This window comes from Desulfovibrio sp. DV (assembly GCF_001936595.1).
Lineage (GTDB): Bacteria > Desulfobacterota > Desulfovibrionia > Desulfovibrionales > Desulfovibrionaceae > Solidesulfovibrio.
The window spans coordinates 1-6,997 of sequence record NZ_MLBG01000163.1 but is presented as its reverse complement, the minus strand read 5'-3'; the positions used below and the strand labels follow the sequence as shown (position 1 = coordinate 6,997).

Sequence of the window (6,997 nt, the reverse complement as noted above, 5' to 3'; positions counted from 1 at the left end):
GGGGCCAGGCAAGATCACGCCTGCAGGTTCCGCTTGGCAACGCCATGAATGAACACTACTTTTTACAAAATGTGTGCAAAACCCCTGCCCGCGTCCGCCCGTGGAGTCGTACCCATGTTGCCGCTGCCTGAAAGCCATCTGCCCTATACCGATAAGTACTTCATCCGGTCGCGCCTGATCCTTGAGCGGGAAGGGCTCAATCCGCGAGTGACCATGCAGGTCTTTTTCCGCAACGGACCGGGAGTGATCCAGGGCGTGGCCGAGGCGGCCGGGCTTTTTCGGGCCTATTCGCCTCTGGCGGAGCATGGGGGCACAATTCTGGCTCTGCCGGACGGCAGCGCCTTTTCGCCGCTCGAACCGGTCATGCACATCGAAGGCCCGATCCAGGACTTTATCGAGCTGGAGACCATGTATCTGGGCGTCCTGACCGCCCGCACCAGCCAGGCGGCCGGGTTGCCCGCGCCGGACCTCGCTGCTGTTGCGGACAAGGCCGGGGCCATCCGCCAGATGGTTCCGGGCAAGAGCCTCATGTATTTCGGAGCCAGGCATTGGCACTGGTCCATGGAGGCGGCCATCAGCCGGGCGGCTGTTTCGGCCGGGTTTGACTCCTGCGCCACGGATATCGGGGCCAGGGCGGCCGGACTGGCGGCCGGCGTGGGCACCATTCCCCACGCCCTGGTCCTGGTCTATGCCCACCACGTCGGCCCCGGGCAGGCAACGCGCGAGGCCACGGCCGCCTTTGACCGCCACATCGAGCCCGAGTGCGGCCGCATCGCCCTGGTCGATACCTTCAACCGCGAAATTGACGATGCCCTGGACACGGCCCGGACCTTGGGCGGCCGCTTGCAGGGCGTGCGCCTGGACACGGCCGGCGAGCTCTTGGCCCAGGGCGGGGTCCCCTTTGACGGCCGCGCCTTTTACACGGGCCAGGGCGTGACCGTGGCCGGCACGCTCGCCCTGCGCCGGGCGCTGGACGCCGCCGGCTTTGAAAATGTCGGCATCGTGCTCTCCAGCGGCTTTGGCAATCCGGCCAAGGTGGCTGCCTTTGCCGAGGCCGAGCGGCAGCATGGCCGGCTCTTTGATGCTCTGGGCATTGGCGGCCTGTTTGACGCCTGGTGCGCCACCGCCGACATCGTGCGGATCGAGGGCCGGGACCTGGCCAAAACCGGGCGGGGCTACCAACCCAATCCGCGTCTGGAACGTATTTTGTAGTTTGGGGTGGTTGCCATGGGAAAACTTTTCGTCATCGTCGATATGCTCAATGATTTCATCAACCCTTCCGGCAAACTGTATTTTCCCAAAGGCCGGTCCGTCGTGGACCCTGTCGTCCGGCTGCGGGCCGCGTTTCGCGCCGCCGGCGTGCCGGTCCTGTATGTGAACGACGCCCATCCCGAGGATTCCGGGGAATTTGCCTCCTGGCCGCCGCACTGCGTCATGGGCACCTGGGGGGCGCGGATCATCGACGAACTCCATGCCGGCCCTGGCGACATCGTGCTTGGGAAGGATGCCCTGACCGTTTTCGCCCATGGCGCAGCCGAGGCCCTGGTGACGGGGTACGGGGCGACGCATCTCATCATGGCCGGAGTGGCCACGGAATATTGCGTGCAGGCTTGCGCCCTGGACGCCCGGGCCCGTGGACTGGCCGTCACCGTGGCCCTGGACGCCATTGCCGGTGTGGACCTGAACGAAGGCGATGCCGCTACGGCCCTGGAGGCCATGCGTCAGGCCGGAGTGGCGTTTACAGGCGCGGACCGTCTTCTTGAGGAATTGGGCTGAGGCGTTTTGGAGCCTTTTTGCAGCAACACCGAATGCAGTAGGCAGGACCGTGCGTTATATCGATATTGACCAGTGGGAACGAAAGCAGCATTTCCAGTTCTTCCAGTGCCGGCGAAATCCCTGTCTGGCTGTCACTGCGCCTGTTTCCGTCGAAAATCTGATTGCTTTTCGCAAACGCTGCCCGGCTCCAAAGCCGAGGCTGTCGGATTGCCTCTATTATGCGATCATGAAAAGCGCCAACAGCGTGCCGGAGTTGCGGCTGCGGCTGGTCGATTTGCGGCCGGTGGAGTTTGCCACGGTCAATGCCGGGTTCACCTATGTGCCAAAGGGGAAAAGCCTTCATGCCAATTGCGTCGCCGGGTATGACGCGGATTTTTCCCGGTTTGCCGCAGCGGTCCAGGCCGCCCGCGATGCGGCCGACGCCAGCCCGACCCTGACGCCGGCCGGCGGTGAAAGCCAGGGCCTTATTTATATGAGCAATCTGCCGGATGTGGCCTTCACGGCCATCTCCAACCCCTGGGGCGACCCCTGGCAGGATTCCGTGCCGCGTGTGGTCTTTGGCAAGATCGACGCCGGTGCCTTGACGCTGCCGGTGGCGCTGGAAGTGTTGCACAGCTTTGTGGACGGCCGGCATGTAGCCCTGTTTTTCGAGCGGCTGGCAGCGGTCCTTGGCGAGGCTGAGGACGTGTTTTCTGTTGTTTGACAACGAAGAAGAGAGACAGAGTTGTTGGGCCTTTTCTATCCTTTGTGGACCATCTGCACTGTTTGTTAACAGACTGAGGGGACTGTTGTTTGAAAACTCAGCGAATTAGATAAATAGAAATAGCCGCTGTTTTGTGGTGAAATTCGTGATAGATAAGACGGGAAAACTCGTAGATTTTTTGTAGCCTGTTTGAGAAAGAGTTATGGCGCTAGTGCTAGTCTTTTGTGACATAAGTAGTCAGTGTATGTGATGTGCATCATTTGGGCCTTACTCCAAAACAATATCCAATAACTGCAGATATTGATGGTGTAATTAAGTTCCATGACAAGGTTAAGTGTTCAATGACGTTGTATCCAAAAAGTTTTGTTGCGACTAGAGAAATGACAACAAGGGATATTCCAGCTATCAGCAGTAATTTTAAAAGTTGAACTGCTAAAATTTCTTGAGTGTTGCTGCTTGAAACAATTTTGTCTGGACCGTTGATGTTAATTGTGAATGAGTTGCCTTCGTTCTTTTGGTGTATATTGTCTGAGGTAAATCTTCCATTTATTTGATTACTTTGGTTGTTGTTTGTGGTCATTACACTTTTTCTCCAAGAAAAAATGTATAGGATAGTAGTTTGATAGACTCTTTTGACAGTGCTTGTACGGTAAAGGCCAGGGAGAGCTGCCTTCCCCCCATGATGCCAAGGTTAATCGGTGAGTCTGTGCCGATTCCCGTCGGGTTTGAAAAGTTTTGGAGGTTGATTTCTAAAAGAGTTTCGCTCTTTATGTTGATGTCCATGTCAGGCTTGTTGCCATTCTCGGCAAAGGAAAAAGTAATTTGTAAATTTCCGACTGTAAATTGTAGTGATGATTCGTCGTATGTGTGTACTGACCCAGAGTGGAGGATTTGTCTTTTGTTCGACGCAATTTCAAGGTGGCTTGATTGATTTATTGGCATTGTAGTTAATCCTTAAAACCAGTGCTCGCCGGCATTTGGGATAAGATTTCGATTTGATTTTTCAAAGTCAGTCGTTGTTGCTCTGTGCTTAAAACGGTCTTCGAGTACTTTCATGCATGGTGTATGCTCAATGACAGAGTCAAAGCAGCCAAGCATTTCTTCATTACAAGCTTGATAGAAATATATTTTCCCGATAGCGTCACCCCTGTTGAGTTTAACTATGTTTGATGACATGTTGAAAATTCCAAGACGAAGGCATCCTTCAAATTTTCTGTCAATATAATCCGACTTATTTAGAATAATTCCATCAAGAGCATTGTCAGATATTTGACTAATATCACCGATTATTGTTGTAGGGAACGAAAAATACTCTAAGCTAAGACATTTTGCGTATTCCATTGGCCCAAGAGCAATTTGCTGGACAACTTTGCCTTTGTGTTCAAATTGACCTGCTCGAAATCTGTAGTTGTCTTTGCCCAAAAACTGGGGTTCAAAATCATTAATTGTGATTTGTCCTGAGTCAAGCAATGATTGAACACGTGCTGTAATCAAATATTCCACTGGAATCTCCTTTTCGGAGAGAAAAGCATGGAAAAATCTATTTGTCAATAAAAATTTACAAATCACTAATAAATATATATAAGCTCATGAACAGCGGTTGCCGTGATAAGAAAGTAATCTGTTTATGGGATGGAAAGCCATTGGCGTCGGCGTAGCTGGCCATATGGTCAGTCTGGCCATCCACATTGTTCTGTTTTTTCTACACCTCCATCAATCCCATCGGCTGCGTGCGTCATCACTCCCCGCAAGTCCGGCCTCCCAACTGCGGGACGCACATTTCTTCCTTTCGAGAGCGCCTTGGTCGTAGCGTCTACGGCCACATTGTTAATTGCATTTTGGTCATCAGGAAAGCGTTACATTGAAGGATATGATTTCTTTGCATCGCCCCTGGCCAGCAACAAAATCCAGGATTGGTAGATCATGAGGGCGGCGCTTACGAACAAGAACAGCGCGCTGATGGAGAAGAAAACATCCTCGATGTGGTCCGTGTCGATGATGGCGTCGGGGATTTTGATGCAGGCGACGCAGATTTCCATAAAAAGGCCGAGCAGGAGATAGCAAAGCCCGTATTCGTGGCAGATGTGGTCAATCCTGCTCTGGAAGGGCGTCTGGAACTCGGGATAGAGCTTGAAAATGCCCATGAACGACTGGCGCTCCTCGATGGCGACGCCGTAGCCGATGAAAATGACGCCAAGATATTCTGAAATGTTCTCAAGTTCCGCGGTATGGCTGGCCGTGTCATAAATCATCGGGATCATGACCCAAAGCGAGATGGCGGACAGCGCCGTCAGAAAAATGTTGAAGGCGATGATGCCATGGCGGCTGGTCAGGGCCAGCAGGAATTTTGCTAAAAAACTGAAATGCTTGCGAGCGGGCATAGTGATCCCTGTTTCCTCGTTTGCGGCCGGATTTGCTGCTTGTTCCCGTCCGCCCGTTTCGTGCCGCCATGCCCCTTCGTTCACTCCCCCCAGGCCTCCTGGCTGCGGGCGATCTTCTTTTGGACCATGGCCCAGGTTTTGGTCGGCAGGAAGGAGTCCGGCCAGCGGGCCAGGAACTGTTGGTACAGGCTGTAGGGCACGGTAAAGGTCATCTCGTCGGGCTTCATGAATTTGCGCGCCGACGGATCGCCGCAGCCGAGCACGGCCCGGGGGTGCCCCGCCGCCTGATAATGAAACAGCCAGGTGGCGATGAAGCTGCATCCGGCCCCAAAAGGCGCGGCCACGATCTCGAAATCATCCGTGACAAAGGCGGCCAGGGTGGACAGGCCGGTCAGGACTTCGCCGCGCCCGAAAAAGATCACGGTTTCCGGTGTTTCGGTTTCGGTGAAGTGGGTGACGGGTTTGAGTACGCAGTATCGGGCCGGGGCCGGACGCGGGGCGAGTTCGGTGAAAAAGCGCCGGGCCGAGGCCGGGGAGGGCAGGTAGCGTTCGCCGGTCACCGGGCTGCCGGGGATGCCGGTCGAGACATAGCAGGTGATGAACTCGAGCTGGGGCGCGTGAAAGCCCAGGTAGAACGAACCGCCCGGACAGCCGTAATGCTCGGCGTCAAACCAGGCGGCCGCGCGTTTTTTGCGGGCCAGCCAGAGCTTGCCCATGACGCAGGAAAAATGGCCCCAGACAGCACCCCAGTCCACCTCGCCCCGGGCTTCGCGGTCGAGGGACAGCGGCGGTCCGGCATCCGGGGCAAAGCCGTTGGTCGGGGGAACGTCGGTATAAAAAAGGCCGTAGGGTTCTTCGCCCAGCCCCAGGGCGGCGAGCAGCTTGTCCAGGGACGTTTCAGGCAGGGCAGGATCAGGGAAGGTGTCGGACATGGCGACCTCCGGCGGGCGATTTGCGCGCCGGGACAGGTGTCATGGACCAGTCCGGCGCTGGTGTCGAAAGGCCAGGAAACTTCCTCGCAGAAAACGCGGGCGCAGCAGTTGCCACGGGGCGCGGCTCATGCCGTGTGGGAGCAGATGGTACCATGCAAAGCCCCGGGAGCGGTAGTGGGCTTTGGCCTGGGCCAAAAATCCGGCCTGTCCGGCGGCGTGGAGGGCGGCGTCGCGCTGGCAGCGGGAGGCGGCCATGGCGTCGAGGATCCGGGGATCGAAGCCCCGACGGGAAAAGATGTGCCGCACCCGGCGGGACTCGGCCAGCCGCGACAGGGCGTCGCCAACAGACAACACCGCCCCCGGCCGATGCGCCGGCCATGGCCAGGGCAGCCCGGATGGAGGCGCAACAGAAAAGCCCCAGGGACAAGGCGGCCACCAGAACCAGGATCGTGGCAACGATCATGGGCAGCGGTGCGGCGGAGATGAGGCGAACAGCTTGGTAATGCACGGCAGGGTGAAAAATCGATGCCCCGGCCGGGCCTTTTCTGTCAAGGGGCGCGACGACCGGCTTGACAGGCGGCGGAATTTTGGATGCAACCGAAACATGACCTTGGAGGTGAGGCCATGAATCGTTGGGGAATGGGAACCATGCTGTACCGGGCCACGATCTGCTACGCCCTGCTGGCGATTTTCTACGACACCATTCTCATTGCGTCTTTCTGCGACCGGCTCGTGCCCGAGCGTCTGGCCCTGGCCGGGGCCGGCGTGCTGCTGTTTCTTGGCCTTGTCGTCTATGCCCTGGGCACGTTTTCCGTGTACAAGGCCATCGATGCCGGACAGCTGGCCACGCGCGGCATTTTTTCCGTGGTGCGCCATCCGCTCTATGCTGCCTGGGTCTGGTGCATTGTGCCGGGGCTGGCGCTGTTGCAGGGCACGCTTCTCTCCCTGCTGGCCCCGATTGTGGCGGCGATTTTCTACCGCTTGTGCATCCCCCACGAAGAAGCCTGGCTGCTTGGCCGGTATGGCGAGGAGTACCGGCGCTACAGCCGGAGCGTGGGCGGCATCGTGCCCAGGCTAAGCCGACTGGACGACCCTTCGGCCGGATGACGCACTCCCGGCGGCCCCGGTGTCCCGCGCCAAGTGTCTGCTCCGGCTGTCCCGGTCAAAGCCGTCCGGCCTGGCAGCCCACGCCAAGCCCCCCCTTT

10 protein-coding genes are annotated in these 6,997 nt (G+C 57.3%); 4 read left to right on the top strand and 6 right to left on the bottom strand.

Annotated elements, in window-relative coordinates; genetic code table 11:
- Positions 1-114: 114 nt before the first annotated feature.
- Genes DVDV_RS21130 through DVDV_RS21120 form a run of 3 tightly spaced genes read left to right on the top strand, consistent with a single transcriptional unit; the run spans position 115 to position 2,479 of the window.
- The gene (locus DVDV_RS21130; RefSeq protein WP_075356552.1) at positions 115-1,212 is read left to right on the top strand and encodes a nicotinate phosphoribosyltransferase; all 1,098 of its coding nucleotides are present in this window, start codon (positions 115-117) and stop codon (positions 1,210-1,212) included.
- 15 nt (positions 1,213-1,227) lie between these two features.
- Complete coding sequence (locus tag DVDV_RS21125; protein WP_075356551.1) at positions 1,228-1,776, top strand: cysteine hydrolase family protein; 549 nt, start codon at positions 1,228-1,230, stop codon at positions 1,774-1,776.
- A 49-nt stretch (positions 1,777-1,825) separates the two neighbouring features.
- Positions 1,826-2,479 carry a CatA-like O-acetyltransferase gene (locus DVDV_RS21120; RefSeq protein WP_075356550.1) on the top strand — a complete coding sequence of 218 codons (654 nt, stop codon included), beginning with the start codon at positions 1,826-1,828 and terminating at the stop codon, positions 2,477-2,479.
- Between the two features lie 256 nt (positions 2,480-2,735).
- On the opposite strand, the gene DVDV_RS22570 is transcribed toward DVDV_RS21120, so the two are convergent.
- From DVDV_RS22570 to DVDV_RS21105, 6 genes are all read right to left on the bottom strand, one after another.
- A complete protein-coding gene (locus DVDV_RS22570; RefSeq protein ID WP_139311706.1) occupies positions 2,736-3,059 on the bottom strand; it encodes a hypothetical protein in 324 nt (107 codons plus the stop codon).
- Complete coding sequence (locus DVDV_RS22565; RefSeq protein ID WP_139311705.1) at positions 3,059-3,421, bottom strand: DUF6864 domain-containing function; 363 nt, start codon at positions 3,419-3,421, stop codon at positions 3,059-3,061. Before DVDV_RS22565 ends, DVDV_RS22570 begins: the two co-directional genes overlap by 1 nt.
- Before the next feature lie 12 nt (positions 3,422-3,433).
- Positions 3,434-3,982, bottom strand: coding sequence for a hypothetical protein (locus tag DVDV_RS22560; RefSeq protein ID WP_139311704.1), 549 nt, complete (start codon positions 3,980-3,982; stop codon positions 3,434-3,436).
- 353 nt (positions 3,983-4,335) lie between these two features.
- Complete coding sequence (locus tag DVDV_RS21115) at positions 4,336-4,944, bottom strand: hypothetical protein (RefSeq protein ID WP_139311703.1); 609 nt, start codon at positions 4,942-4,944, stop codon at positions 4,336-4,338.
- A complete protein-coding gene (locus tag DVDV_RS21110; protein ID WP_075356548.1) occupies positions 4,941-5,792 on the bottom strand; it encodes a DUF169 domain-containing protein in 852 nt (283 codons plus the stop codon). The genes DVDV_RS21115 and DVDV_RS21110 overlap by 4 nt, the downstream gene beginning before the upstream one ends.
- A gap of 39 nt (positions 5,793-5,831) precedes the next feature.
- The gene (locus DVDV_RS21105) at positions 5,832-6,143 is read right to left on the bottom strand and encodes a hypothetical protein (protein ID WP_254845483.1); all 312 of its coding nucleotides are present in this window, start codon (positions 6,141-6,143) and stop codon (positions 5,832-5,834) included.
- A 273-nt stretch (positions 6,144-6,416) separates the two neighbouring features.
- Between DVDV_RS21105 and DVDV_RS21100 the strand changes: the two genes are divergently transcribed.
- Positions 6,417-6,899, top strand: a complete 483-nt coding sequence (locus DVDV_RS21100) for an isoprenylcysteine carboxylmethyltransferase family protein (protein WP_075356547.1) — start codon at positions 6,417-6,419, stop codon at positions 6,897-6,899.
- Positions 6,900-6,997: the final 98 nt, after the last annotated feature.